Genomic DNA, 26,729 nt, shown 5'->3' on the forward strand with positions numbered 1-26,729 from the left:
AGGAGACTTTGTGTCTGAAAGCCAGGATTTTGATCTGATCGTAATTGGAGCCGGTTCCGGCGGGGTCCGTTTGTCGCGTATGGCGGCGCAGGCGGGTGCCCGGGTTGCAGTCGTTGAGTCCCGCTATCTGGGCGGCACTTGTGTCAACGTTGGCTGTGTACCCAAGAAGCTGTTCGTGTACGGAGCCAGTGTCATCGACGAGTTGGAAGGCGCTGCCGGCTATGGCTGGAATCTGCCTTCAGAGCAGGTAAAGTTTGACTGGCCGACACTGGTTGCAAACAAGAACACCGAGATTGAACGCCTCAATGGCATTTACGGGAACCTCCTGGGCAATGCCGGCGTCACCATCATTGAAGGCACCGCGTCCCTGGCAGACGCCAATACGGTCGAGGTCGCCGGTAAACAATACCGCGCCAAACACATCACCATTGCCACCGGCAGCTGGCCGGTTATACCGGAAATACCCGGCAGCGAACACATCGTGACCTCCAATGAAATGTTTTTTTGCCGCAATTGCCCAAACAGGCGGTCATCTGGGGAGGCGGTTACATCGCAGTCGAGTTCGCGGGCATTCTTGCCGGCCTGGGTGTGGAAACCACGCTGGTCTATCGGGGCGATCTGTTCCTGCGCGGGTTCGATGACGATGTGCGGGTGTTCACGGCGGCCGAAATGCGCAAGAAGGGCGTCGATCTCAAGTTTGGTGTGACCCTGACTTCTGTCCGGACTGACGGCGACCAGTATCAACTGGAACTGTCTGACGGCACCACCATGCAGACCGGTCTGGTTATGGGTGCCACCGGGCGCCGGGCGCTGGTGGATGGACTGGGACTGGAAGAGCTCGGGGTGGAGTTCACCGACTCCGGGCACATCAAGGTGGATGAATATTTTCAGACCTCGGTGCCATCTATCCGGGCGTTGGGCGACGTCATTGGCACGCCCCAACTGACTCCGGTGGCCCTTGCCCAGGCGATGGTACTGACTCGCCGGTTGTTTGGTGATGGCCAGGGTGAAATGGATTACCGTCATATTCCCACCGCTGTGTTCTGCCAGCCTAATATCGGTACCGTAGGCCTGACCGAAGCAGAAGCAATCGCCGCGGGGCACTCCGTGAGCATCTTCATGTCTGAATTCAGGCCCATGAAGCATACGTTGAGTGGCAGCGAAGAGCGCTGCATGATGAAGCTGGTGGTTGATAAGGACAGCGATGTGGTGCTCGGTGCCCACATGGTGGGTACTGACGCGGGTGAAATCACCCAGGGACTTGGAGTTGCCATGAAGGCAGGAGCCACCAAGGCGCAGTTTGACAGCACCCTGGGGATTCACCCGACAGCCGCTGAAGAGTTTGTTACCATGCGCCAGCCGGTGCGTTAACGACTCCAGAGCCGCATGCCGCCTGCGGGGGCGCTGGCCTGGATACGGCGTCATTACCGGTCACCGGTCAGTGTTGCCCCGCGTGTTGCGCCGCCTGAACAGCCATTTATTAATTGGAGAACCGCAGCTGATGAACTGCTGGGATGTGTTGGGCATCGAGCCCACCCGAAATCGTGCCTCGATTGACGAAGCCTACCAACAACAGGCTAAATTTGTATCCAGCGATGACAGCGCACGCTTGGACGAAGCCTACCGTGACGCCTTGGTGGAAGCGGGTTATGAAGCGCCCACACCGGCACCCCGCCAGGATGAACAGCATCAGCAGCCCGCCCCCCAACAGGCGCCGGAGCGGCAGACGGCCCCGGTTGCCCTGTCGACTCGGGAGCAACAGGTGGTGCGGGAAGTGGTCATCCAGATTGAAGCGCTGTTGAACGATGATGGCCGTCGCAATGATCCGGACATATGGGGCGCCATTCTCACCGAACCACCGGCGGAGGATGCCCCGATCAAGGGGGCCATTGCCGACAGTCTGGAGCCGCGAGTGCGCCCCATGGCGCGCAATGGGCAGCTGGCCGCGCCGGTGGCCCATGCACTGGGCAACTGGTTCGGCTGGCCTGAGCTGGCCGGTGCGTCAGCGACGCCCACGGTTCCGGACATACAACCCGGGGGGGCGCAGAGTGAATCACCAACTGACCAGGAGCTCGACAAGCCCCAGCTGATTAATTTCTGGCCCGCGGTAATCGGCTGGATAGCGGCGCTCGTCATCCTTACCATGCTGTTTGGTGGTATGGGCGGTGGGGGCTAGGTTTCACTGCAATGGAGACCGCCACATGAATATATTGATGGTATTAACCTCTCACGATCAATTGGGTGAGACAGGTAACAACACCGGGTTTTGGCTCGAAGAGTTTGCCGCCCCGTATTACGTGTTCAAAGACGCAGGCATGAAGGTAACCCTGGCTTCACCCATGGGTGGACAGCCGCCTGTTGACCCGAACAGCCAGACCGATGACGCCCGGACGGCGGCCACCGAGCGCTTTAATCAGGACCCGGTTGCGCAAAAAGCCTTGTCCGTCACCCGCGTGCTAAGCACGGTCAATGCCACCGATTACTGCGCTATTTTCTATCCGGGGGGACACGGGCCTTTGTGGGATCTGGCGGAGGACAAAACATCCATCGCCCTGATCGAAGCGTTTTACAAGGCGCAGAAACCCGTGGGCGCCGTCTGCCATGCCCCGGGAGTATTCCGTCACACCAAAATCGACGGTAAGGCTTTGGTGGCAGGCAAGGCCGTGACCGGCTTCAGCAACTCGGAAGAGGCCGCAGTCGAATTGACCGAAGTGGTTCCATTTTTGGTCGAGGACATGCTCAAAGAAAGGGGCGGGAAGTATTCCTGTGGGGATGACTGGGCCAGTTACGTGGTCACCGATGGTCACCTGGTAACCGGGCAAAACCCTGCCTCCTCGGAAGACGCCGCCAAGGCGTTATTGGCATTGCTGAATTGAACCGGACAGTCTGATCGGCGGGATCTGGAAAAAAATTGGCTTGGCAAGGACTGCACCGCGGGGCGGTGCAGTCATCCACTTCTTACTGACCAGTCGCTTTTGCCACGTAATGAGCAACCGCTTTCATTTGTTCTTCACTCAAGCTTGCTGAGTAATCGGGCATGATACCCACACCGCCGTTCAGTGCATTGAACACCTGATCTTCCGACGGCTTCAGCTCGTCCAGATCAGGACCAACGGCACCGGCCGAGCCGGCGTCGTTCAGCGTGTGGCAGATCGTGCACGAAGGCATGGCCTGCTCGGAAAACAGCTTTTTGCCGGTATCGTACAGATCATCTGCACTGGCAAACGTTGTACCCATGGACAAAACGGCAGCGACTACAAAAACTCTCATATACCAGAATCCTTACGCAACGGTTACAGTAACACCGTGGTCTTTCCAGCTGGTGTTGCCGTAACCACGTTCATTTTCAATCCGCTCGGCGGGTTGTACATTGCCTTTGCTGTCCGTTGCGCGGCTGACGATACGGTGCTCTCCGGCTGGCAGATCGGCTGCCAGGACGAAAGGCCTCCATGCGTAGGGTCCCAGGTCTGGGCCAAGGAAGCGGGCGTCTTTCCAGGTTTTGCCGTCATCCGTGGACACTTCCACTTTGGCCACATCGTTCACGCCGCCAAAGGCAACGCCATAAATCAGGTTACGACCCTTGTGGGTTGTTTCGAGCGGGGCCGTTACCCAGGATTTAACCGGCATTTCCCACATGGAAGGCTGGTCGGGCGCGCCTTTAACACCCACATCCCGGACACGGTACCCGGAAGCCTGAATTTTTGCTTCAGTCTGCTTCTCGGTAAAGGCAATAGTCTTGACGTATTTTACGTTGTTTACGCCGTAGTACCCGGGAATCACGAGGCGCACCGGGCCACCATGACTCAGGGGCAGGGGTTCGTCGTTCATTTCCCACGCCAGCAGTGCCTGCTCGAGAGCGGCCAGCGGTACAGAACGCTCAACAACCAACGATTTAGGGTCCAGACCCGCCGGCAGCTCTTCGCCACCTGTGCCGGTGATGTACTTGGCTTCTGCATTGGCGCCGCCCAGAGAGTCCAGTACGTTCTTCAGCGGAACACCCGTCCAGACAACGCATCCTGCAGCACCGGTTTTCCACTGGGTACCACCCGGGCCGTGGGGGAAAAACGCACGACCATTACCTGAACACTGCAAGACAGCGGCTACGGACTCGACCCCCATGGTCTTCAACTCTGCGAGAGTGAAAGATTTCGGGTTTTTCACACCCTCAAAAGAAACCTCCCAGGCATCGGCGTTGGTGACAATGTCTTCACTGGGCGCTGGCAGATTGTTACGCACGTACAAACGTGAGCTGGGCGTTACTACACCACTGCCAATCGCGCCCCTTTCGGTCTCCATGGTGTTAGCGCTGTGGACGATCAGCGCGGTCTGTTCTTTCCATTTGGCGTAATCGGGCAAGGTTCTGGCTTGTGCGGCCTTGGCCAGCGGCACCATACCCAACAGACTGACTGACGCTAATGCCCCGGCACTACCAACGAGCAAACGGCGACGACTGAAGTTCTGCGGCTCTGACGCGTTGGAGTTTTCTATATTGTTCTTAACAGGCTTAACCATAAATCCTACCCTCTGTTTTTTTCTTCGGCTGCATCACACGGCAGATTGGCTATTTGCTTGATATTATACATTAAAAGCGGAGCAGGGCAGAGCCCCAGGTGAAACCACCGCCAAAGGCCTCCAGTAAAACCACTTGATTTCGTTGAATGCGCCCATCACGGACCGCGACGTCAAGCGCGAGGGGAATAGAGGCCGCAGAGGTGTTACCGTGCTTGTTGACGGTGACGACTACCTGCTCCATGGACATGCTCAATTTTCTGGCGGTCGCTGCAATGATGCGCAGGTTGGCCTGATGAGGCACCAGCCAGTCCACCTCAGATTTGTCCATCTGGTTGGCCTCCAGGGTTTCGTCCACAATCTTGCCAAGGGTGTTAACGGCCATCTTGAACACTTCATTGCCCTTCATTTCGACAAAGGCGTTGCCGGCCTTGACCAGGTCGTAGCGATCCGCAATGCCGCCTGGTACATGCAGGAGCTCTTCATAACGACCATCCGCGTGCAGGTGAGTGGACAATATCCCGGTTTCTTCATCCGCTTCCAGAATGACCGCTCCGGCGCCATCGCCAAACAATACACAAGTGGTGCGGTCGTCCCAGTCCAGTATCCGTGAGAACACCTCGGCGCCGACGACCAGAGCTTTTTTGCTGGTGCCGGTTTTGACGAATTTTTCAGCGGTCGCCAAGGCATAAACAAACCCACTGCACACCGCCTGAATGTCAAAAGCGGGGGAGCCCTGTATGCCCAGTCGAGCTTGCAGAATGCAGGCAGAGCTGGGGAAAATCTTGTTGGGCGTTGAGGTGGCAAATACAATCAGATCAATGTCTTCCGCCCGGATTCCGGCCGCCTCAATAGCACGGCGGGACGCTTCCTCCGCCAGATCAACGGTGGTTTCCCCTTCAATCGCAATATGCCGTTGCTCAATGCCGGTACGCTCACGAATCCATTGGTCGGTGGTATCCACCATCTTTTCCAGGTCGTGATTAGTCACAATATTTTCAGGCAGGTAAGAGCCGGTGCCAGTAATTCGAGCGTAAGTCATGGGTAATTCGCCTCGGGCGCAGCTAAGTATATTAATGACAATAGTATCCTATCCTATATCGAATAGGGGCTCAGAGTTATTAGCTGTTTGTCGGGCGTTGGAAAAACCCGCCAAGGGCGACCATTCGGTAAGGAGGCGAACTCGCCGCTCGGATTTCACTATCGAAGGCGGCCAGTGAGTGCCAGCGTCGGATGCTGGTGCTGGCTATTCCAGCCCGGATTCAACACCAACAATATACCAACATGCAAATAGGGGTTGCGCGCCCAATCTTATAATATACCAACATACGTGATTGTTTTTTATATCTCGGGCGCCAGCCTGCAACAATCGGTTTGACGTGAACCACCGGAATATACGCTTCTTGCTACGAGGGCAGGAGGGCGCCGGAATCCGGAATTACGGACAAATAATTTATGTCGTCGGAGACATCCGGCTCGTCTATGCAATTGGTTGGTTCGCGAGGGCCGTCAGTTCAACCTGGTGGACCACCAGTGCTTCCTGGGTAATGGCCAGTTTCTCCTGCTGGACGTGACCAAGTATGCTCGTCAGTTCAGGGCTTTTGGCAAGACGGAGAGCTCGAAGGAGCTGTTTGTGTTGCTCGTAAAAACTGACCCGCTTGTTGATCGTGGTACTTTCCGAGAGGTTTTGCCAGGTTTTCGGAAGGATGATGGAACCGCGACCGAAGGTAAGTGCCATCTCAATGCCAGCCGGATCAAAATCGAAAAACAACGCTAATCTATCCGCCGGTTGCGCCCGTGCAAGGGCATTCGCTAATTTAGCGTCATCACCGTGCCCTCTGTAAACTAACACGGCGTCGTTCCAGGGATAGGGCAATGTGATGCGGTGGGGCTGAGTCATCAGACTACCGTTTTCGATCACCACCAGGTTACGGTCAGCTAGTTCGTCTGTTCTGATAACATCCTGAGTTACCCCTAGAAAAGCAAAGGGCGGCAGCTTGAAGTCGCCAGAAGCAAGCGGCAAGGTGGCGTTCCCGGTTGTGGCAAGCAGCAAACTTTGTCCGAAGACTGATCCGCGGGCCAATTTTTCATCGGCCGTTAACTCAACCTGCGATAAGCGATCGGCTTGCTGCCCATCAACGTACGGATCCAGACCCAGGGTGCGCACGCAGTGCTGGCGTAAACGTTCGATGTCATCCTCGGTAAATTCGTAATTATGTCCTCGCCGCGCACCAATGCCTGTGACATCAACAATTTCCGTCCAGATGGCCCCACGTTTTACATGTTTTGCTTCTCTAACGATCAGGGCGCGGATGGCGTTGTAATGTTTTCTATTCATGGGAACGCTGACGCAGAATAATGTCGTGGATCTGGTCATTGCCCTCGTAAAGCTCGCTGCGGACGCCGACAAATTCAACGTCGAGCTTGTTTCGGCTGGTTGCAGACAGAGAATCCACACCGGCCGCTATAGAGTGCAGCCAGATGACCGGATCGAGATCGGGTAGGTGCGCACGCTTGATCTTGCGGGCGCTGATTACCAGGCCGGTCATTTCGCCGGTGGTCAGGGTTTCGAGCAGTTCGTCCACCGCCAGGTCCATGGGGTCACTGACCTCTTCGATGCTTTCACTGTCCAGATCCTGAGTGATCTCAACTGCTTCAAACCCGATATCGGTGTCCGGTGAGCGGGGCCGGTCACGACGGATACTCGCTGCGATTTCTGCGGCGATTTCGTCCTGACGAAAATCGGTCAGGTCGTTGTACGCCACTAAGGCCATGGGCCGACTTTGATTCAGGGCGTCCGGACATCGATCCAGGGTCAGATCGTCGATGGACGGCAGGTAACCCGGGTTGTTGGCAAAGTGAGCGTGCAGTGCGCCCAGCATGCGGTTCAGCCGCTGATCCTCCCGCAGGCGAACCAGCATCTTGCGCAGTTGATTCAATGCGAAGGCGAGGGTTGTCTGGGATTTTTCCAACTCTGCCTGCAAATGCTTCAGCAACAGACGCTTCAGGAAAGTGTTCTGGCCCGCATATTCCACCAGGTCTTCAATCCTGAAGGTGTCGAACAGTTGGTTGAGGTTGCCGGCCTGCTGAATGACTTTTTCGTTTTCCCGAATGCGCAGCGCAGGGTCAGTTACATAGGAGAACCCGCTGTTGATGTACGCAAAAAAACCACTGGTGGCGGTCGCCATGTCGTCCATTATTTCGTGCATCAATTCACGAATTTCCTGCTCCAGACGGTCGCGATCCCGGTAAGCTCCGGTGCGCAGGGTTTCCTGGTAATCCTCAAAACGATCCTGCAGCTGCTTCCACAGCTCGGCGATGTGTTCGTTGGCCATTTGCCGGCGATACGACTGAGTCACCTGGTCCAGCAACCGGATCACCGGGTTTTTGAGCTGAAACCCTTCGGTCTCATCCAGGCGCCACAGCAAGCGATGCCTGTTGAGGGATCTGATCACCGTACTGTTGGCGTCGCTATCGTCCAGGCAATTGCCGTTGCCGAGGTAAGCATCGATGATCGGGTCAGCGTAATTGGCCAATGCTTTAAGGGCCGCTCGGGCATCGTCTTTCTGGGCCATCAGTGCATACTCATCTGAACGTCTTCGGATTCGGTTTCCAGCTGTTCATGTTGTTGGATAAAGCCCATCACGTCGTAGAGCCAACTCCACTTGCCGGTGGCCTTATAGACGGTACCGGTGCCACTCTGGCGCTCCAGATAACCGTGCTCCACCAGCCGTGTCATGATGTGACCCAACTGGCCCTTCGCGGTGGAGTTCTGGCTTTTGAACAGGCCCCGTTCGGTGATTGTGGCCAGGTTCTGTGCCAGATCCGGCGCCTGTTCTATTTTTTTCAGCAGGTCGGCCTCCGACAGATAATCGCCGGGAATCAACGGGCGATCGTGGGTGCCGGCATTGCGGCTCAGCCGCAGCCAGCCCACCAGCGCTTCCAGGTGGTTGGCGACTTCGCTGAACTGGTGACGCACCGAGTCGCGGGCCCCCGGTGTGTCCAGATCAATGTACGCACACAACCAGGCGTCCTGGCTTCCGGTCATCCGTGCCCGGCGGTTCAGACGACTCAGAAACTCATTCACCTTGTCCACGTTACCCGGGATCATGAGGTAGTTGTACAGCGATTCGTAACGGATCGAGCACAAGATTTCACCTTCAAGAAGGGCGGTAACCACTTGTTCAAACAGTGTGTTTCCAGGTGCGGAGTTAGCCGGCATGGGTGGGTGCCTCCTCTTGGGTCTGGCTCATCAAATATTCACGGATACCGCTGGTTGCGGGTGTCGGTGTGGCCACAAATTCCTGAATACGGCCCTTGTGGATCCGGAATTTGTTCTCAAAGAATTTTCGCAGGCCGCTGTCAAGGGTCGGGCAGGCGGATATCATGGTGAGGTTATGCTGCTCCAGCATATCCGCAAGCCGGGCGATATTGTTCTCGCTGAGGGTCCCCAGTTCGTCTACCGGCCAGGTAATGCGTACAGACTGGTCCGGGCACAGGTAGCGGGTCATGGACATGAAGATCGCCATAATAGCCAGATAGGTCAGGCCGGTGGAGCTGGCCGAGGCGAAGTCGTTATCGGTGCGAATGATGACATCCCGGTCGTTCTCCCGCATCTCTATGGTCATATCGATCAGCGATGCGATGCTGGTACCGGCGTGGGCTGCCCGCAGGCCATCGTCGACCGCCCTGAACAGACGCAGCAGGTCCAGCGGGGGCAGTTCGTTGCGGTTCAGCAGTTTCCAGTCTTCCCACTCTTTTACAAACGCCTTGAGGGGCTCCCAGGCCTCATCGTCGTGGATTCTCGGGGTCAGTCTGATACGGATGTCCGACAAGGACTCGATGCGTTGATCTAGATTGATCTGGCGGCCCAGTTTGCGGGACACGGCCTCAACTTCTGCCACTACGACGCGCAGACTGCCGTAATAGTTTTCAAACCGGCTGGCCTCACTGATAAAGTTACCCACCAGGGTTTGCCGCAACATGGGAATCTCCACATCCAACAAGCCGCGAATGTCCGAAACCTGCTCGAGGTCAAAAGCTTCGGTACCTTCGATGCTGGCGTCATAACCCCGCATGATTTGTCGCTCACGGGTGCGCTTCTTCCAGGCCATGGCTATCTGGGAACTGTCGTAGCGATTGATGATGGCCTTGGCGTCGCGGAACATTTTCAGCACCTGTCCACGTAACTTGTGCTGCGCCGCCAGGCGTTCCTGAAGGTCGTTGGTCAGCATCTCCAGATCCCCCGGAGCTGCACCGTCTGACTCGCCTAAATCTATTTTTTCCAATAAGTTACGAGCCAAACCTAAGCCGCTGTCCAGGTCGCGTGACTGGTTCTGACAGTAGCTTCGCTTGTCCCGCAATGCCTCCACGGCCGCTTTGTGCACACGCTCGTGCTCCCGCTGCTCACCGAGCAACTGGCCCAGTGAGCCTTTCAGGCTGGCAATGCGTGCCTGCAACTCTTCGATCCGCGGCCACTGCACCTGTTGCCAGCGTTTGAACCGGTCGATCTCATCCAGATTGTCGGTGATGCTTTTGATTTCAGCCTGCAATGATGCCAGTCGCTTGCGCGCATCGCTGATCAGTTGCGGGTCAATGCCGGTGTCGCGGCAGGCCTGTTCATAGGCATCCTCGAGCCTGGCCAGTCTCTGCCGGTGTTGCTCGTCTGCCTCGATTTTGCTCTGGGTGCGGGCCTCCAGGTCAACCGTCAGATTTTGCTGACTGTCTGCCCAGTGGGATTTCAACTCCAGCAACAGGGCCTGATGGTCACGGGTGATTTCCGCAACGCCCTCATCAGTCGCAACCGTATAGGCGGCCAAATCACGGGTTTTGGACTCGAGTTCAGTCCGGGCTTTTGTCAGGGTGTCATCGACGGCCTTGCGGATGCGATCGCTGATAAGTTGCAACTCGCTTTGCGCCGCCTTCAGATTACGGTCGTGGCTGTTAAGGGCAATCTTCACCTGTTCCAGCTCGCGCTCACGATCCTGGAGCTGCTCGGTCGAGGTTTTGACGTCTTTCTCAATAGCTGTAACCGCGTGTTTGGCGACGCTGACTTCTTCATCCAGAGTCTGCAAGCGGCGCTGCAATTCGTCTTCGGCCAAGGCGTGTTGCGGAGCCGGTTCACCCTCGAGCTGCAACACCCAGCCGTACAGGGATGGTACCGCGGCGCTGGCCTGATATTCCGGAGCCAGGTCTTTCCGGTACAGCAGGTCAGGGCGAACGACCTTGCCCAGCTTTGTGGCCCACTGAGGGTCCTGCTGACGGAGCTGCGACAACCAGGAGCCGTCTTCCGGATGCATAATCCGGCGGAGTTCGTCCCGGTTTTCGAGTCTGATCCGGTGCACGGCTTCGGCATCTTTCAGTGCGTCCAGAGCGTCTTGTCGGGCCTGGGCCGCCAGCCTCAGTTTGTGGCCACACTGCTCAATGTCTTCGCGGGTTTTGTCTCGTGCCCCGTGGGCCTGGGCCACTTTGGCTTCGGCCAGTTCCTGCTGCTCAACCTGGTGCTGGCTGGGGCCGATATTGTTGATCACGGTTTCCAGCTCGATTACCCGATTCTGCAACAGTTCCCGGCCAGCCTGACGGGACTCTCTGAATTCGGCAATCTTATTGCCTAGATTTGCCTGCTCGGTCAACACGGTTCGTTCGTGCTTCTGTTCGGCCTCGGCCAAACGCTTTTCGGCTTTGGCGATCTCTTCCAGAAGCATCCCCCGACGCTGGTGGTGTTCGTCTTGCAGGCGGCGTTTCTCAGCTTCGTGCTGCTCGCGTATTTCGTTTTGCTGGCCACTCAATCGTTCGTACTCGATCTTCGCTTCGGCCTCGTTCGCCCGCAGTATGGCCAGATTGTCGGCCTTGCGGGCCAGCTCCGGGGTGCCGGACTGGTCGTAACGCTCCCGCTGGCTGTGCAGGTCGTCGTAATCAGCCTCGGTTTTTTCCAGATCAATGCGGGCGTCGGCAATGGCCCGTTTCAGCGCGCTCTGGCTGTCCTCATGGGCGTCTTGCAAGCGGATGATTTCGTTTTCGGTATCTCGGATTTCCTGTCGCAGGGCACTCAGACGCTCTTCTTCAAGCGCCACAGTTGCAGTCAGGGCGTGACCGAGACTCCGAATGTGGTTGTCGTTGGCCTGCCGCTGGCCATCCAGCACCAGGCATTCGCGCATTTTGTCGGTTTCTTTTTCAAAATCACTGACGCTGCTGATGTCGTTGATCAGGCCACGACTGTCGATGGCATTCGGGCGCTGGTGCAGATGGATGTGGTCAAACTGGGTATCACAGATCATTTCCTTGAAACTGCTCATCAACTGGCTTTTGTTCAGTACCACATTGGTGAGCTTTTCGATGTGGGACATGTTGGAGTTGGCCGTACCCAGACCGAACTCTGCCGCCAGCGCCCGCATTTTTCGGGCCTCGGCGGCCTTTTGGGATAACAGACGGGGATTGCGCTGAATGATGGCGCGGTAATCCTTGATGGTGCGAATCGGACCGGATACTGAAATGCCGGTGTCTGCGATGGCGTTGATAACATCGCCGGCACTGGTGCCGGAGCTCATCAGCACTTTTATGTTGTCGGAGAAAAAGGTGGCGGCCGCGGCACCTTTAACGAAACGATACCGGATCTGGCTGGTGTCGGTGGTTTGGTGGCGATACATGACCGCGCAGCAGAGGCCGTCGTCGCGCCGGTATTCGAAAATGATCAGGCTCTGGGGCGTCGGCAGGTAATACTCCAGAAACGACAGTTTGCCAGAGCCGCGGTTGATCAGCCGGTCATGCTCCTGCCCGTAAAAGGCCGGAATCAGAGCGAGGGTGGAGGTTTTCCCGGCGCCGTTTTCACCGCCCAGATGGGTGCGTGTGTTGCATGGAATGCTCACCGTTCGTCCGCTGACTTGCTTGAAACTGTGGTGAAGGATGATTTGTTCGAGACCGTAGCGTTCCATTAGATGCCTTTGTTGCCGACCATGAAAAGCGCACATGATACAACGGATTTGCCTGTTTCGCTGAGCGCCATATCTTCTGCTACCTTTGAATTAGGCCTCGAATCGTTGCGAGGCGAGGATTGCTTATGACCGCGCCCTCTGCTGGAGCCCGACATTACGTGCTGTTGCTGGTCCCGGGGTTGTTACAGGACATGAAAAAACTGGGACTGCGAAAGATTGCCATGCAAACAGGCCTCAGCGAGCAAGAGGTCACCAATTTCTATTTTCAGACTGCTTCAATCATGCAATCGTTACCGGCGTCCCCGGAAGACATTGACCCAAAAGTGTGGCCTGCGTTGCTCGAGCGGGCAAGACTCATGACCCTGGTGGTGGGCGAGCTATCCCGGGAAGAATTGCTGCGGGCGAAAGAGCAGGCCATCCAGAATTTTTTACCGCAAGCCCGGCAAGAGGTGCAGAGCGAGTACAAGAAGCGCCTGGAACAGGGTGATCTTGATTTTCATCTCGCCGGTCTGGCCCGTGAAGAATCGCCATCCCATAAAGATGAAGACATCTGCATGGAAGCGATCCGGCTGGAGCGCGAGCAGTGTTACGGTGCGCTGATGAAAATTGCCACCGAGTCACTGAACCCGCATCAGGCCTGCATCGTGAAAGACGCCAAAGCCCACGCCCGGGAACAGACGCTGGACGCATCCAATGACCTGAGTTCCGTCGACTTGCTGGTGCATCTGGGGGCACTGCTGAGCTCGTTGCTTACGCTCCGCCACCACCCCGACCTGGTCGACCCGGATGGCGTGGTAGACCACGACATCGACCACGTTGTTATGGGCATGGGCAACATATTGTATCGTGGTGAGCTGGGCTTTGCCGCGCCGGTCACCGGGCGGATTATAGGGTAAGTTGCGAGCCCGCCGCAGCTTCGTTATCGGGTTGCTGCTTCCAGGCAACAAAAAACACCAACAGGCCGGCAAGGGCGGTCGCGGCGCCGACGTAACCGGTGACCTGCCACCCCAGACCCGCATTGATGGCCATACCGCCTAACCAGGGTCCAAGTGCGTTGGCCAGATTGAACGCCCCATGGTGGGACGCCGCCGCCAGGGTCTGCGCGTCGCGGGCGACATCCATTAAATGGGTTTGCAGGGCGGGCCCCAACGCCACCATAAGGGCCACCAGAAAACAGATCAGCAACAGTGGCCCCAAAGTACCAGCGGCCAGTGGAAACAGCATCAACATGGCAGCTGCCCACAACAAAATCCAGCCCACACTCTGAAAATTCATACGGTCAAACAGCCAGCCGCCGAGGATGTTGCCCGCAAAACCTCCCAGGCCAAACACAAACAGCGCCACCGGAATCCACAGCGGATCAGCCCCGGTGACGTGCAACAAAGTAGGCGCCAGGTAGCTGAACACACAAAACATGCCGGCAAAGCCGATTGAGCCAATGGCTAATGGATACCAGATTTCCCGCCGGTTGAAGGCACGTAACTCATGGAACGCACTGTGACGGGGCTCGTCCCGATTCAGTGGCAGTGTAAAACCAATCAGCGCAGTGGTGAGCGTAGCCACTCCCCCCACAAACCAGAACGCGTAACGCCAATCAATGTGTTGGCCGAGCAGGGTGGCCAATGGGTTGCCGAACAACAAGGCCAGCGCCAGCCCCATCATCACCAGGCTAACCGCTGTGGCACGCTGCCCGGCCGGTACCAACGACGCCGCCACCAGCGCCGCGACCCCAAAATAGGCCCCGTGGGGTAACCCGGCAATGAACCGATAAGCCAGCAGGGTGTCGTAACTGGGTGCGAGGGCGCTGGCGAGGTTGCCAACTGCATAGAAACCCATCAGTGCAATCAGCAGGTGCTTGCGTAACAAACGCGCGCCAAACACCGCCAGCAGGGGGGCACCCACCACCACGCCCAGGGCGTAGGCGCTGATCAGGTGCCCCACCTGCGGTTCGGTGATGCCCAGATCCCGGGCCACATTGGGCATCAGCCCCATGATGGCAAATTCGCCGGTGCCAATGGCGAAGCCCCCCATGGCAAGCGAAAAAATGATCAACATGGCGCTGGTTGGTGCGCCCGAGGCAGCAGGTGTAGACATGGCGTGTCGGACCCTTAAGACGGTGTGGATTACGAACCGCGCATTCTCAAGGTTGATGAGGAACCTACATATAAGAAGTTGTACGGGTGAATGTGCGCAACAGCGGCGAGAGCGCCGCCAATCCGTAACAAATGCAAGCCACGCGTGTCTATCAATAATTGGCAAGGTCTGTGTGACGTTATTTGGCTGCGTCGGGAGGTGAACAATGATTCGCTTGAACGGTTGCCGGACGGCAGGGCTGCTGATGCTGTTGGTGTTTTCGCTGTCGGTAAACGGGCAACAAAAAAACGGGTTTGACTTGAGCAACGCTTCGGTACCCGTCGATGAAATCCTCCCTGGTGGACCACCCCGTGACGGCATACCGGCCATTAACAGTCCGAAATTCGAGCGCGCGGAAGCTGTTCCCCAGCGCTGGCGCAGCGGCGACCTGATGCTTACCTACGATCAGCACGGCCAGTCTTTTGCGTTTCCGGTGGGTATTCTCAATTGGCATGAAATCGTCAATCACCGTGTGGACGGTCAGCCGGTGCTGATTACCTTTTGCCCACTATGCGGTACCGGCATTGCGTTTGATCCCGTGGTCGATGGTCAGTTACTGACGTTTGGTGTATCTGGGTTGTTGTATAACAGCGACTTGCTGATGTACGACGATCAGACGGAATCGCTGTGGTCCCAGATCGAGGCCAGGGCGATCGCCGGCCCGCTGGTGGGAGCGACGCTTGACCGGGTGGCCATCCGCCACGAACGCTGGCAAAGCTGGCTGGCACGGACCGGTGACAGCGGCCAGGTTATGTCGACAGACACCGGGTACAGGCGCAATTATCGCCTGTCGCCCTACGGGGGGTACGATCACTCCGAGCGTTTGTACTTTCCGGTCACCCATACCAGTCGCAAATACCACCCTAAAACCTGGGTGCTGGGATGGACCCACAATGGCCAGAGCAAGGCCTGGCCGTTCCCGGAACTGGCCAAGCACGAAGGCGTACTCACCGACAGTGTCGGCGGTAAAACCGTTACGCTGCATTACGACCCGGCCACGCCATCGGCCGAGCTCAGAAATCAGGCGGGTACGCTGTTGCCGGCTACCCGGGCCTTCTGGTTTGCCTGGTACACCTTCCATCCGGAAACCCTGATTTTTGAAGCCGATTAAGGCCGGTCCGGTTATGGTTAAATTTGCCGTTCCCGTCCCTCGAAGCGTCTGCGGGCCTGATCCGAATTCACATACACCGACTCGGTGAAGGCCGCACTGGCGTGCCCCAGTTCTTCGCTGATGTGGCGGATATCCGCACCGGATTCAATCGCCTGGCTTGCGCCGGTATGGCGCAGGTAATGGGTTTCGGATTTGATCGCTTCGAGTTGACTGGCTTCATCCAGATAACCCTGATCCCGCATGCGGGTCACTGCGACCATGATGGCCTGTTCGTAAACGCGCTGTATCTGGCGCTTGCCCAACCCTCTGCCGCGGCTGGACGGCAGTATGGGGTTGCGCTCACCTTGTTCGGGCATGGCACCCGGCAGTCCGAGGTGAGCACGCCAGCGCCGCAGGTAAGGGAGGCAGGCGTCCGGCAAAGTGACTGAGCGGGCTTTGTCCCCCTTACCAAACACGAAGTAAGACCAGTATTCTTCCCCCTGAATGACCCGGCGCCGGAAATCACCGAACACCGGAATACGTTCCGCACCGTCTTCCAGGGGGCGAGGCGCCAGCTCTCCGACCCGCAAAAACAGCGACTTCATAATGACCACCACGAACAGGTGACGTTCGTACCTGGGGTCTTGCGCGGCCGCTTCGGTGAGGCTTTCCAGCAGAAAGGCCCATTGCCAGTCGGTCAGACGTCGCACGTCGGCTTCTACGTCTTTGGCCAACTGCGGTTTGGCCTTGCGGTCGCGCTTACGTACTTCATCCAGCGGGTTGGACAGCAGGTATTGCTGCGATACCAGAAACTTGAAGAAGGTTTGCAGGGCGGTGCGGCTGGCGTTAAGGCTGGCCTGGCTGGCACTGTAGACCGCCTTGTCGTCGGTCGCCCGCAGGGCAAACGGCCGCCAGTCCGGATTGGCTGTCCGCAGGGCGCCGGAGTTGGTAAACGCCGCAAACACCCCCCGGTTGATCCAGGATTTGGGCGGGTTTTTCAGTGTCCGGAAGTAGGCGGACACCACGTCCGAGTCGGTCCGGGCCAGGGTGCGCTTGGCGGTGACCCAAAGGTAATTTAGAAAACGCTGCACTTCGCTGCGGAAACGGGTGAACGTGCCCGACACATCCGCATACCTGAGCAAAAATTGGCGGCTGATTTCGTAATCCTCACGGATCGTCTCTGTCGGTTGGGGCAGAGACTCAAGAAACCGGGGTATCGAAGGGTGCAGGTGAAAATCGGCAAGATCTTCAAGGTACTTTGCGGTATCGAAAAGCGGATGACCGGTAAATGATCTGGACACGTTACTCCTTGATGGTAAGCGGGCGGATGAAAGACCACATGATGTTAAACTCGCCGCCCTGAGCTTACCGAACCGCCTCAAAAAAGTCAGACGAACAATGGAAGGAGACCGCTGAATGACGGAAGTATTGATATTGGCGTTAGCACTCAGTATGGACGCGTTTGCTGTATCAATTGGTCTTGGCTCCAAGCAGGCAAAGGTCACCCGCGCCTTACCTTTACAGGCCGCAGTCTATTTTGGCCTGTTTCAGGGCATCATGCCTTTGATCGGTTATCTGGGTGGCCGTGGCGTTCTCGGCTGGGTGGAGGGCTACGCACAGTGGGTCGCATTTGGGCTGTTGATGCTGGTTGGCGGGAAAATGATCTACGAATCCGTGGCAGAGGGCATTGAGGAAGACATTGCCCAAATCACTCACAAAGTGATGCTGATCCTCGCCATAGCCACCAGCATTGATGCGCTGGCCGCCGGATTCACCTTGACCCTTTTGGCCGTCAACCCGTTCGTTGCCTGCGCCATCATCGGCCTGACCACTTCAATATTCAGCTGGGCCGGGGTCTTTGTCGGCGACAAGAGTGGCACCTGGCTGGAGAGCAAGGCGGAACTGCTCGGTGGCGTGGTTCTGATCGTGATCGGTTTTAAAATACTGCTGTTTTAAGCCCGTCACCCAAGCAGGAAGTTCTCGCCCCGTGCTGTGTTTGTCATCTGCGGCACTTCAGTTTCATCCTTCAAAGCAATCCCCGAGAGTTTCCGGCGACAGGCCTCGCGCATTAGGAACAGTAAGCGATGGCTGGCCATTGGGTAGCTCAGGCCTTCGGAACGCACATTGGAGATGCAGTTGCGGTAAGCATCGGTCAAACCGACTCTGGGTGCGTAGGTGAAGTACACCCCCAGGCTGTCCGGTGAACTCAAGCCGGGGCGTTCACCAATCAGGATGATCGCCATGCGTGCGCCGAGTCGTTCAGCGATCTCGTCGGCCACGGCCACCCGGCCCTGGCTGACCAGTACCACGGGCGACTGGCTCCAGCCTTCCGCCTGAATCTGAGGTTCGAGGCACTTCAGCAGGGGCAGGGCATGGCGGTGCACCGCCAGGGCGGACAGACCATCAGCCACCACGATCGCAAGTTCGCAACCCCCTGGATTGCCGCTACGGTACTTGCACAGCAGATCAACCGACGCGTCGCTCAGCCGGCGTCCCAGATCGGGGCGCAGCAGGAAATTGTGGCGGTCACTGGCAGCGCTGTGCAACACCAGGCTGGCACGCCCGTGTTTTGCCAATTGGTCACTGAGCCCGGCGGCTTCAAACGGCAAGTGCACAGCATCCCGCGCCTGGGCATGGGCAGCCTGAAAGTTCAGCTGCGCGTTGGTAGGCAGACTGATGCCCGAGCGTCCCAGAGCGATGCGGGCCGGGCTCAGGTTGCGCAGCCGCTGCCATGGGCTCGGGTTGCCGGTGGTCGGTTTGTTCATGAGGTGTTCGCTCGTTCCAGTTGCGTCAGCGCCTGGCGAAACGCCGGTGGCAGGGTATCGCCAAAGTGAATTTGCCCGTCAGTCTGGGTGAAGATCCCCATTTTCGCCAGCCACTGCTCGAATTCCGGTGCGGGTTTCAGGCCCAGGGTCTTGCGGGCATAGAGGGCGTCGTGAAACGAGGTGGTCTGGTAGTTGAGCATGACGTCGTCTGAACCGGGAATGCCCATAATAAAGTTGACGCCGGCCACACCCAGCAGCGTCAACAGGGTGTCCATGTCATCCTGGTCGGCCTCCGCATGGTTGGTGTAGCAAATATCACACCCCATGGGTACGCCCAGTAATTTCCCGCAAAAATGATCTTCGAGACCCGCACGGATGATCTGTTTGCCGTTGTACAGATACTCCGGGCCGATGAAACCCACCACGGTATTAACCAACAATGGGTTAAAATGTCTCGCCACTCCGTAGGCCCGGGCTTCGCAGGTTTGCTGGTCCAGGCCGTGGTGGGCGTTGGCGGACAGCGCGCTGCCCTGACCGGTCTCGAAGTACATAAGGTTCTGCCCCAAACTGCCCCGGTTTAATGACAGCCCTGCTTGGTAACCTTCTTGCAAGATCTCCAAACTCACCCCGAAGCTGGCATTGGCGGCCTCGGTGCCGGCAATCGACTGGAACACCAGATCCAGTGGCACACCGCGGTTGATCGCCTCAATGGAAGTGGTGACGTGGGTCAACACGCAGGACTGGGTGGGAATTTCATAACGCTGGATCACCGCGTCGAGCATTTCCAGCAGGGCGCAGATTGACGCGGTGCTGTCGGTGGCCGGGTTGATCCCGATCACCGCGTCGCCGTTGCCATAGAGCAGTCCGTCAAGAATGCTCGCCGCAATCCCCACCGGGTCGTCGGTGGGGTGGTTGGGCTGCAAGCGGGTCGAAAGGCGGCCGGGCAGGCCCAGGGAATTGCGGAATCTGGTCACCACACGGATTTTCTGCGCCACCAGGATCAGATCCTGCACGCGCATGATTTTCGTTACGGCGGCGGCCATCTCCGGCGTCAGCCCCGGCGCCAGTGACCGCAGGCTCCGTCCGTCGGCGGAGTCGCTGAGTAACCAGTCGCGAAACCCACCCACGGTCAGATGGCTGACGGGGGCAAATGCGGCTTTGTCGTGGGTATCGATAATCAGGCGCGTTACTTCATCGATTTCATAGGGAACCAACGGCTCCTCCAGGAAACGGCTGAGCTCAACGTCCGCAAGGGCCATTTGTGCCGCGACGCGCTCGCTGTCGTTACCCGCTGCAATCTCTGCCAGAAAGTCCCCGGAGCGGGCGGGGCTGGCCTTGGCCATCAACTCTTTCAGGTCGGCGAAGCGGTAGGTCACCGCACCGATGCTGTGGGAATAGCTTGCCATCCGGGTCTCCTTTGCAAACCACGGTCTGCAGTTGCCGAACAGAGCAAATAAACCTTCAGTATATGCCAATTCGACAGTGAGCAAGCGGCCCGGTCCGGTCACCCGGCACCGCCAGGGCGACACCGTTATGAACCGAGCGCACTGCTGCCCGGGTGCGCCGGGGGCACAATCGAACGAAGGATTTCAGGATGGTCATCGAGGTAGTGCAGTCGAATGGCCTCGAAATCCACGGTTTCGGCTACCCCGGGGAATTCATACAGCCGCCGGGTGTGGTCGGCGAGCGCCGGATACTCGCTCAAGTGGGACCGACCGCAACGTAAGGCTCCGACGTAGGCCGCATCGAAGCGCACAAGTGTCGCGAACAGATGCCAGTCGCACTCGGTCAGCGTATCGCCGAGCAGCCAGCGCCGCCTCGCTAGCCGCTGTTCCAGCGCAGCGAGAGCCTCCGTGAGCCGAGCCAGCTCGTGATCATAGGTCGCCTGGTCGGGCGCGAAACCGACGCGGTAGACGCCCGTGCAGACCCTTGGAATAAGGAAGGCGTTGAGCCGTTCGATCTCAGGCCGCAACGCCGGTGGCCGGAAGTGCACCCCCGCATCCCCCCAGGCGTCAAATGCGCTCTCCAAAATACGGATAATGTCCCCGGACTCCCGGTTCACGATGGTATGGGTGGCGCGATCCCAGAGCATTGGCACGGTGACAACCGTGGTCGCCCGCGGGTCGCCGCGTGTGTAGATCTGGTGCAGGTAATCGCAGCCATACAGGTGATCGCGGGTGCTGAACGGGCTGTCCGCAAAAGTCCACGAATGAGGGCCAGCCATCCGCGGGTGCAGCACGGACATGGACACCACGCGCTCCAGCCGTTTCAGCCGCCGGTAGAGAATAGTCCGGTGCGCCCAGGGACAGGCATAGGAGACGTAAAGATGGTAGCGGCCCGGCTCCGCCGGCCATGTTGGCCGGCCATCCGGTCCCGCCGCGCCGCTGGCGCTGATCCAGCCGCGGTATCGCGTCGGATGGTCGCGCAATTGTGCCACCTGTGGGCTTTCGTTCGTCAGCGCTGGATGCCAGCGGCCGTCGATCAAGGCGCGTATGCGAGCCATGGCTAGGCCGCTCCCCGAAGCAATCCCGCAAGATGGCTGTTGCGGTGCAGCAGGAAGTCGTACAAGCGCTCCGGATAATCTGTCGTTACGGCATTGCGCACCGAAGCACGCTCTGCCAGGGCCAACCGGTAGGCGGGGACCCGGACGAGTCCGTCGAGCAAGCCAAATCCGCCCGCCGCGTCGAAGGTGTCCAGGTAGCGAAACACCGGAGCCCAAGCAGCATCGACCAGGTGAAAGCGGGCGCCGGCGAAATACGGGCCGGTGCCGAGTTGATCTTCGAGCCGGCCAAAACGGTCATGCAGCGTTGCCAGGCGGTTCGCGAAGGCGTCCGCCTCCGTTGCGTTGTAGAAGCCCGCAATTCCGTCGAGAGTGGCGGATGCGAATTCGATCCATGCGCGATGCCTGGCACGCTCCAAAGCGTCTTGCGGATGCAGCCATCCAGGCGTGGATTCATCGAGGTACTCGCAAATGACCGCAGACTCGAACAGCACCGCCGCCCCGATGCGCAGCACGGGCACCCGCCCCAGAGGCGAGAGGGTTTGGAACCAGGTCGGCTTGTCGGCCAAATCGATGTAGATACGCTCGTGGTCAATGGCTTTCTCGGACAGCGTGATAACAGCGCGCTGGACATAGGGGCAAAGATGGTGGCTGATAAGCTGCAGTCTGGACATGGCACAAACCTCCGCAGTTCGAGCGAGGGGAGTATCGCGTACGGAGATCATCTTATAATTGCTTCCACGCAAGCGGAATAGGCATACTTACACTCGAGTATTGCAATGGTGCAATGAGATGGACTGGGACGATTTGCGCTACATCCGTGCGCTCGCTGCAACCGGTACGCTCGCCGGCGCGGCCGGGGCACTGGGGGTGAACCACTCGACGGTGTTTCGCCGGCTGGGCCGCATTGAGCGAAACCTGGGGGTGCGTCTGTTCGAGCGGCACCGGGAAGGTCTTGCGCTGACGGCGGCCGGCGAAGAGGCAGCTGCGAGCGCGGAGCGGTTGGGTATCGAGGTGGATGAGTTGGAACGACGACTCGCCGGGCGTGATCAGCGCCCCGGCGGTACCGTGCGGCTCACCACGACCGATACCCTGCTCACCGGAGTGCTGGGCCCGGTACTGGCAGGCTTTCGCCGGCGATACCCGGCCATTCGACTTGAGGTTACCACCGGCAATCCGTTCCTGAGTCTCACCCGGCGCGATGCCGATATTGCCTTACGGCCCACGGCCGATCCGCCTGAGACTCTGGTCGGACGGAAGATTGCCGAGATTGCCACGGCCGTTTATGGGTCACCCCATTATCTTGAGGGGGCACCGGCGCTCGACTTGCTTGCCGAGCACGACTGGCTGGCACCGGACGAGAGTCTGGCGCACCTGCGATCCTCGCGCTGGTTGCGCCGCGAACTCCCCTCGGTGCAACCCGTGCAGCGGTGCAACAGCCTGGTTGGTCTGGTCGCGCTTGCGGAAGGCGGGGCCGGTCTCGCGCCGCTCCCCTGTTTTTTTGGTTGAGGGGAGAAGCACGTTGGTGCGCGTGCACGAGCCCTTGGCGGAGTTGAAGGTAGGGCTTTGGCTGCTCACCCATCCGGACCTGCGACGTGTGGCGCGCATTCGCGCACTCATGGTTTACCTTTATGAAGAGCTCGCCGCGCTCAAACCCCTGTTCGAAGGGCGCAGATAACGCTCACGCGGCGTGATTACCGGTGCCACCCACCTCTTGGCTACGAGCCAGAAAACTGCGGTTCACCGGGCTGTGCGGCTTCAACGCCAGCCGCTCGTGACTCAAGGCCTCGGCGACGTGCGTCACCCCACCTCGCAGCGCTGCTTCGATCAGCGTCAGGTCAATGATATCGCGCTGTGCGTGGCTGCCGCCGAAAGTGTTGGCTATGGGGCGCGCGCTGAACAGTTGTTCCACCGCAGCCCAGTAGTCCCCGCGCCAGAAGGCCGTGAACCCACGCACCAATGGCAAGGCTGTCCGTTGTGTCCATTCCGACATCTCGCTGCCACCGGGTTCTTCCACGAGCGTTTCCTGCATTGTCGCGAGCAGGCGGTCTACCGCTTGGGTGTGGCCAGCCCCCAGATAGGCCATGGCGGCGTGCCAGTCATTAAAGGTGTAGGTGCGCCCGTCGGCATGCTCCTGCCAGCATTTCGCCAACTCCTGCCACCGCGGCCCCAGGTCCACCTGACTCAAGTGCAGCCGCCAGAGCAGGGCAGAGGCATCAACCAGGTCCAGGGCAACGGTGCTTTCCCCCCTGCGGATGGCTTCGTCATAAATAGCCAGTGCTTCCGAATGCTGACCCAGTTCCAGATGAAACAGTGCCCGGTGCCACCAGTTGTGAACTTTGAAAAAATTGTTTTCCGCAGCCCAATAGGGTTCCCGCTCTGTTGCCCAGGCCAGGCCTTCCGTTGGTCGGCCCTGCATTTCCATTACATGGGTTACTGCGTGGTGCGCCCAGCAATCCAGCGGCTGTGACGCCAGAGCACGACGCCCGACGTCTTCAGCCTTGCTGTAGTCGCCGGTTTCTTCCAGACCGAAGGCGTGCATTCCCAGTAAAATGGAGTATCCGGGTATGTTCTCTGACCACTTGGGTAACACGCGGGCGATGCGGTCCCGCAGGCTACGTGCGCTGGCGCGGTAAAAATCCAGCAAATGGCCCGACTGCAAGGCCACCAGATCAAGCGGGTACCGCATGTTGTGGTGTTCCAGAGCAATGGCCGCCTTGGTCCACTGACCGGCGGACACCAGTTCCAGCGCGGCCAGGTGCGACGCTTCCTGCTCGGACACCCGCTTATCTTTCAATTGGCGGACCGTATTACGGGCGACCTCCATGGCGTCAGGCTCTGTCGCCACGGCGAACAAATGCGCTTTAAGAATGTGGGCCATGGTGAATTCCGGCGCGGCTTGAACGGCCTTGTCGAGCAGGGCGACCGGGTCGCCGGTATACAGATTGAAGGCTTCGACCGCCTGAATGTAACAGGATGCTGCCTCTGAATTTGCACCGGGCAGACGGTTACCTTGTTGGTCATACATCATCTCGTTTGCTCCCTGAAGTTCATGGGTCGAGCCCATGTCGATTCGGGTGATTACAATGCTAAGATTAGGTGGGCACGGGCAAACAGACTATGTGCAAGGCGCCGGTTTTCTTATCCGATCCGCCTTTTTTCAGAGGCCAGCGGCAATGGCTATATCACTGGACATGCTGCGGGACATACGCCTGACGGGCGCGGTGTTTCTTGATGCAGAATTCACCGCACCCTGGTGTATTGCGGCCCGGGTAGAGCCCGAAGACTGTGCCCCTTTTACGCCCGTGCCCCGCCATCTCATCGCCTATCATTACGTGACCGAAGGGCGTTTGTTTCTCAGCGTCCCTGACCAACCTCCCGTGGTGGTAAAGCGCGGTGAGATTGTTCTGCTTCCGCGCAACGATGAACACCTCCTGGCAAGCGCCCTGACCGGCAAACCGGTAAACCCGGAGCAACTCCTGCAGAGGGGACCTGATCACGGCCTGGCACGCATCTGCCACGGCGGTGGCGGCGAGCGCACCCGAATTCTGTGCGGATTCCTGGGTAACAACACACCCCACAGTGCGGCCATCGCTTTGTTACCCAGAGTGATGAAAATCAACGTAGCTGACGGGCGAGCGGGCGGCTGGATAGAAAGCAGTTTTCGTTTTGCGGCAGAGGACCTTGACTACAACGCGATCAGCTCGCCGTTGATTCTGGCCAGACTGGCAGAATTGTTGTTTTTTGAAGCGGTACGCCGTTATCTGCTGACGTTGCCACCGGACGCTGGCAATCCGGACGGAGCTGTCCGCGACCCCTATGTTTGCCAGGCACTCAGCTTGCTGCACAGCCAGTTAGGGCGCCGCTGGACCACCGAAACTCTGGCCAGGGAGGTAGGCTTGTCACGTTCGGCCTTTGCGGAGCATTTCACCCGTGCGCTGGGAGAGCCGCCCATGCATTATCTCGCTCAGCAACGCCTAGAGCAGGCGTCGGCGCGGCTGGTCAATTCCAACGATTCCATCATCCGCATAGCCACAGATATTGGCTACGAAACGGAAGCAGCATTCAGCCGCGCCTTCAAGCGGGAGTTCGGTGTGCCCCCCGCCACCTGGCGAAGGGACAGCGCGCAGAGAAGTCTCTGAAACCTCGTATATTTCTCCAACCACGTAGCTGACAGCTGCCGAGGCGAGAAATACATAAATCGGTGCCAGCTCAGCAGGCTGCGCCGGGGACGACCCCGTTAACTCTTACACCTTGCGCAATGGCGTCTTCAGCAAGTGCTAACGTAAAGTTCGCAATTAAGCTTCTCGGAACCTTTATAAGAGCTTTCACCGTGATCGGCGAGCGGTTCCATTGTACGCTCCTGGCCGGGTAGGGGTTGTTGCTGTGCGGGGAAATCAGGCTTTGGGTACAGATTCCGTGGGTCGTGCAAGACGCTCACGTTCAATCCTTCTCGATAAAGTCCCAGGCTAACTATGTAAAACTTACACACTGCCATGTCGTTTTTACGCATTGGGTGTGGGCCTGGACGCGCGTTCAAATCCTCAATGATTACGCAACGCGTTTATCAGCTGTGCTTTGGACATGGAGGAGCGGCCCTGGATGCCGAGTTTTTTGGCCTTTTCGTACAGCTCGGTCTTTTTCCATTGTTCGTAGGGTGGAGCTTTACCACCACGCCTGCCAGCTTCGGTACTGTCTGTATTCGCGATTCGTGCAGCTTTTTCTTTGGATGCCCCTTGCTCACGTAGCGCTTCATATCTTTCTGGATCTTTTATGCGTTTCGATGACTTGCTCGCCATAATCGGTAACCTTCACATTCGCATTGTTCGATGAACGGTTCGCCAGGTATCGCGCCCAAAATGTTGCCGGTTTATCCGCCAAAAAGGCCTCGCCGGTCACAACAATCAGGGCATCTTCTATGCCAACTCGATTGGGGTGCGGTGAGCTATCGAAATTAATGTGCCAACGAATTACCGGACCGTCATTTGGCCCGCGCCCCGGCCATTGCTAAGTTTATTAGGCGACGTGGTTTTCCGGATCAATGATTCGGGCATTGTTCGCGTTTACCTGGAAGAGCGTCCTTAGTGCAATTTTCGCTACGGGCGACCGCAAAAGTCACGTTCTGAAGGAGTACGACAATGCATAAACTTATTACTCGCACAATGGGCGCCTCCCTGCTGGCAGGCGCGATGGCAATGAGTCTTTCAGCGGTTGCAGCCGAGGGACTGTATTCCATGGACGAACTGTCGGATGCCAAGGTTTTTGACAGCAGCGGCGAAGAAATCGGTGAAGTCGAAGACATTCTGATGAGTGACGATATGTCCGTGCATTCGCTGGTTATCGAGACCGGCGAGATACTTGGTATAGGCGGTGGTGAGGTTGTTGCGGAACGTGGCATGTTTACCGTAAAAACAGTCTCCAAAAACGCTGGCTTCGACAACGTCGAGTATCAAGTTCACATGGAAATGACGCAGGATGAGTTGAAACAACTACCTGAGTACAACGAGGGTTGGTGGAATAAGACGAGGGAAAGCTTGCAGCACGCTTGGGTGAACACCAAGGATATCAGTGAGAGCGCTTGGGAGAACACAAAGCAGGCCACCTCTTCCGCTTGGTATAACGTCAAACAAGGCGCAGAAAATATGGGTGACGAAGCCAAGGAGGCGACTAAGTAACCTACTCCGCCAGGAAGTGTCCACAGGGCGCTTCCTGCACTTTCCCCGGCCTTGTGACGTCAAGGGTTCAGGCAACGGTTAGTCGAGAAACTGACGTTCTTATGGTTCCCTACAACTAATCGAGAA

Annotated in this window: 24 protein-coding genes and 1 pseudogene; 10 read left to right on the top strand and 15 right to left on the bottom strand. The window is 58.0% G+C overall.

Features of this window, described 5'->3' with window-relative positions; translation table 11 throughout:
- Positions 1-10: 10 nt before the first annotated feature.
- The 3 genes and pseudogenes from gorA (at position 11) to BG841_RS14665 (ending at position 2,876) form a co-directional block, all read left to right on the top strand.
- Positions 11-1,371 (top strand): annotated as a pseudogene (gene gorA / locus BG841_RS14655) (glutathione-disulfide reductase).
- A 130-nt stretch (positions 1,372-1,501) separates the two neighbouring features.
- On the top strand, positions 1,502-2,176 hold the full coding sequence (locus BG841_RS14660; RefSeq protein ID WP_070058864.1) for a hypothetical protein: 675 nt from the start codon (positions 1,502-1,504) through the stop codon (positions 2,174-2,176).
- 25 nt (positions 2,177-2,201) lie between these two features.
- Positions 2,202-2,876 carry a type 1 glutamine amidotransferase domain-containing protein gene (locus BG841_RS14665; protein WP_070058324.1) on the top strand — a complete coding sequence of 225 codons (675 nt, stop codon included), beginning with the start codon at positions 2,202-2,204 and terminating at the stop codon, positions 2,874-2,876.
- Positions 2,877-2,958: 82 nt separating this feature from the next.
- Here the strand turns inward: BG841_RS14665 and BG841_RS14670 are convergent, their stop codons facing one another.
- The 7 genes from BG841_RS14670 to BG841_RS14700 form a co-directional block, all read right to left on the bottom strand.
- Positions 2,959-3,270 carry a c-type cytochrome gene (locus tag BG841_RS14670; RefSeq protein ID WP_070058325.1) on the bottom strand — a complete coding sequence of 104 codons (312 nt, stop codon included), beginning with the start codon at positions 3,268-3,270 and terminating at the stop codon, positions 2,959-2,961.
- Positions 3,271-3,282: 12 nt separating this feature from the next.
- The gene (locus tag BG841_RS14675) at positions 3,283-4,512 is read right to left on the bottom strand and encodes a sulfite oxidase (protein WP_070058326.1); all 1,230 of its coding nucleotides are present in this window, start codon (positions 4,510-4,512) and stop codon (positions 3,283-3,285) included.
- Positions 4,513-4,582: 70 nt separating this feature from the next.
- A complete protein-coding gene (locus BG841_RS14680) occupies positions 4,583-5,551 on the bottom strand; it encodes a beta-ketoacyl-ACP synthase III (RefSeq protein ID WP_070058327.1) in 969 nt (322 codons plus the stop codon).
- 438 nt (positions 5,552-5,989) lie between these two features.
- The gene (locus BG841_RS14685) at positions 5,990-6,847 is read right to left on the bottom strand and encodes a hypothetical protein (protein ID WP_070058328.1); all 858 of its coding nucleotides are present in this window, start codon (positions 6,845-6,847) and stop codon (positions 5,990-5,992) included.
- Complete coding sequence (locus BG841_RS14690) at positions 6,840-8,084, bottom strand: hypothetical protein (protein WP_070058329.1); 1,245 nt, start codon at positions 8,082-8,084, stop codon at positions 6,840-6,842. The genes BG841_RS14685 and BG841_RS14690 overlap by 8 nt, the downstream gene beginning before the upstream one ends.
- Positions 8,084-8,731 (bottom strand): condensin complex protein MksE, encoded by a 648-nt coding sequence (locus BG841_RS14695; protein WP_070058330.1) that lies wholly within the window; start codon positions 8,729-8,731, stop codon positions 8,084-8,086. The genes BG841_RS14690 and BG841_RS14695 overlap by 1 nt, the downstream gene beginning before the upstream one ends.
- Positions 8,721-12,374, bottom strand: coding sequence for an ATP-binding protein (locus BG841_RS14700; protein ID WP_158007621.1), 3,654 nt, complete (start codon positions 12,372-12,374; stop codon positions 8,721-8,723). Before BG841_RS14700 ends, BG841_RS14695 begins: the two co-directional genes overlap by 11 nt.
- A gap of 191 nt (positions 12,375-12,565) precedes the next feature.
- Between BG841_RS14700 and BG841_RS14705 the strand changes: the two genes are divergently transcribed.
- Positions 12,566-13,336, top strand: coding sequence for a hypothetical protein (locus BG841_RS14705; RefSeq protein WP_141737110.1), 771 nt, complete (start codon positions 12,566-12,568; stop codon positions 13,334-13,336).
- Here BG841_RS14705 and BG841_RS14710 read toward each other — a convergent pair.
- Entirely contained in the window at positions 13,326-14,534 is a 1,209-nt protein-coding gene (locus BG841_RS14710) for an MFS transporter (RefSeq protein WP_070058333.1), read from the bottom strand. The genes BG841_RS14705 and BG841_RS14710 overlap by 11 nt on opposite strands.
- A gap of 205 nt (positions 14,535-14,739) precedes the next feature.
- On the opposite strand from BG841_RS14710, the gene BG841_RS14715 reads away from it, so the two are divergent.
- Complete coding sequence (locus BG841_RS14715) at positions 14,740-15,684, top strand: DUF3179 domain-containing protein (RefSeq protein ID WP_083260275.1); 945 nt, start codon at positions 14,740-14,742, stop codon at positions 15,682-15,684.
- A gap of 17 nt (positions 15,685-15,701) precedes the next feature.
- Here BG841_RS14715 and BG841_RS14720 read toward each other — a convergent pair whose 3' ends face one another.
- A complete protein-coding gene (locus tag BG841_RS14720; RefSeq protein ID WP_070058334.1) occupies positions 15,702-16,964 on the bottom strand; it encodes a tyrosine-type recombinase/integrase in 1,263 nt (420 codons plus the stop codon).
- 115 nt (positions 16,965-17,079) lie between these two features.
- Between BG841_RS14720 and BG841_RS14725 the strand changes: the two genes are divergently transcribed.
- The gene (locus BG841_RS14725) at positions 17,080-17,619 is read left to right on the top strand and encodes a manganese efflux pump MntP family protein (RefSeq protein ID WP_070058335.1); all 540 of its coding nucleotides are present in this window, start codon (positions 17,080-17,082) and stop codon (positions 17,617-17,619) included.
- A gap of 5 nt (positions 17,620-17,624) precedes the next feature.
- Here BG841_RS14725 and eutC read toward each other — a convergent pair whose 3' ends face one another.
- The 4 genes from eutC to BG841_RS14745 form a co-directional block, all read right to left on the bottom strand.
- Entirely contained in the window at positions 17,625-18,428 is an 804-nt protein-coding gene (eutC, locus tag BG841_RS14730; protein WP_070058336.1) for an ethanolamine ammonia-lyase subunit EutC, read from the bottom strand.
- Positions 18,425-19,834, bottom strand: a complete 1,410-nt coding sequence (locus BG841_RS14735; RefSeq protein WP_070058337.1) for an ethanolamine ammonia-lyase subunit EutB — start codon at positions 19,832-19,834, stop codon at positions 18,425-18,427. Before BG841_RS14735 ends, eutC begins: the two co-directional genes overlap by 4 nt.
- A 125-nt stretch (positions 19,835-19,959) precedes the next feature.
- Positions 19,960-20,931, bottom strand: a complete 972-nt coding sequence (locus tag BG841_RS14740) for a glutathione S-transferase family protein (protein WP_070058338.1) — start codon at positions 20,929-20,931, stop codon at positions 19,960-19,962.
- A gap of 2 nt (positions 20,932-20,933) precedes the next feature.
- On the bottom strand, positions 20,934-21,602 hold the full coding sequence (locus BG841_RS14745) for a glutathione S-transferase family protein (RefSeq protein ID WP_070058339.1): 669 nt from the start codon (positions 21,600-21,602) through the stop codon (positions 20,934-20,936).
- A 118-nt stretch (positions 21,603-21,720) separates the two neighbouring features.
- Here BG841_RS14745 and BG841_RS14750 point away from each other — a divergent pair, with 118 nt between their 5' ends.
- Both BG841_RS14750 and BG841_RS17100 read left to right on the top strand, forming a co-directional pair.
- Complete coding sequence (locus BG841_RS14750; RefSeq protein ID WP_083260276.1) at positions 21,721-22,437, top strand: LysR substrate-binding domain-containing protein; 717 nt, start codon at positions 21,721-21,723, stop codon at positions 22,435-22,437.
- Between the two features lie 13 nt (positions 22,438-22,450).
- Positions 22,451-22,606 carry a hypothetical protein gene (locus tag BG841_RS17100; RefSeq protein WP_158007622.1) on the top strand — a complete coding sequence of 52 codons (156 nt, stop codon included), beginning with the start codon at positions 22,451-22,453 and terminating at the stop codon, positions 22,604-22,606.
- Positions 22,607-22,609: 3 nt separating this feature from the next.
- Here BG841_RS17100 and BG841_RS14755 read toward each other — a convergent pair whose 3' ends face one another.
- Complete coding sequence (locus BG841_RS14755) at positions 22,610-23,959, bottom strand: tetratricopeptide repeat protein (RefSeq protein ID WP_070058340.1); 1,350 nt, start codon at positions 23,957-23,959, stop codon at positions 22,610-22,612.
- A gap of 145 nt (positions 23,960-24,104) precedes the next feature.
- Here BG841_RS14755 and BG841_RS14760 point away from each other — a divergent pair, with 145 nt between their 5' ends.
- Positions 24,105-25,070 carry an AraC family transcriptional regulator gene (locus BG841_RS14760; protein WP_070058341.1) on the top strand — a complete coding sequence of 322 codons (966 nt, stop codon included), beginning with the start codon at positions 24,105-24,107 and terminating at the stop codon, positions 25,068-25,070.
- A 402-nt stretch (positions 25,071-25,472) separates the two neighbouring features.
- Here BG841_RS14760 and BG841_RS16620 read toward each other — a convergent pair whose 3' ends face one another.
- Positions 25,473-25,727: a Rho termination factor N-terminal domain-containing protein gene (locus tag BG841_RS16620; RefSeq protein WP_074454376.1), complete on the bottom strand. Its 255-nt coding sequence runs from the start codon at positions 25,725-25,727 to the stop codon at positions 25,473-25,475.
- A gap of 339 nt (positions 25,728-26,066) precedes the next feature.
- On the opposite strand from BG841_RS16620, the gene BG841_RS14765 reads away from it, so the two are divergent.
- Positions 26,067-26,603, top strand: a complete 537-nt coding sequence (locus tag BG841_RS14765; protein WP_070058342.1) for a PRC-barrel domain-containing protein — start codon at positions 26,067-26,069, stop codon at positions 26,601-26,603.
- Positions 26,604-26,729: the final 126 nt, after the last annotated feature.

The sequence above is a fragment of the Marinobacter sp. X15-166B genome (assembly GCF_001752365.1).
GTDB lineage: Bacteria > Pseudomonadota > Gammaproteobacteria > Pseudomonadales > Oleiphilaceae > Marinobacter.